Genomic DNA, 256 nt, shown 5'->3' with positions numbered 1-256 from the left:
CCACCAGGAACTAAGGTAGAAATTCCAGGTGAAGATGGAAACACAATCACAGTAACAATTGGCGACAATGGATCAGGTGAAGTACCAAATGACAACCTTCCTAAGAAAGATGTCCCAGGTACAGGAACAGTAACAGAACCGAACAAGAAACCATCACAACCAGTAGATGTAACAACACCAGCTCGTAAGACACCAACAGTAGATGTTGAACAAGATCCTAAGACAGGTGACGTTACAGTAACACCTAAGAAACCAG

General features: G+C 43.0%; 1 protein-coding gene. It reads left to right on the top strand.

The window, feature by feature from the left end:
• Nucleotides 1–256, top strand: a 256-nt coding sequence (locus EII37_RS11230) for a hypothetical protein (protein ID WP_221620948.1), incomplete at both ends; no start/stop codon positions are given.

The sequence above is a fragment of the Streptococcus sp. OH4692_COT-348 genome (assembly GCF_003859975.1).
Lineage (GTDB): Bacteria > Bacillota > Bacilli > Lactobacillales > Streptococcaceae > Streptococcus.
Note: the sequence above shows the minus strand (reverse complement) of the source record. Positions and strands in the feature narration are given on the sequence as shown.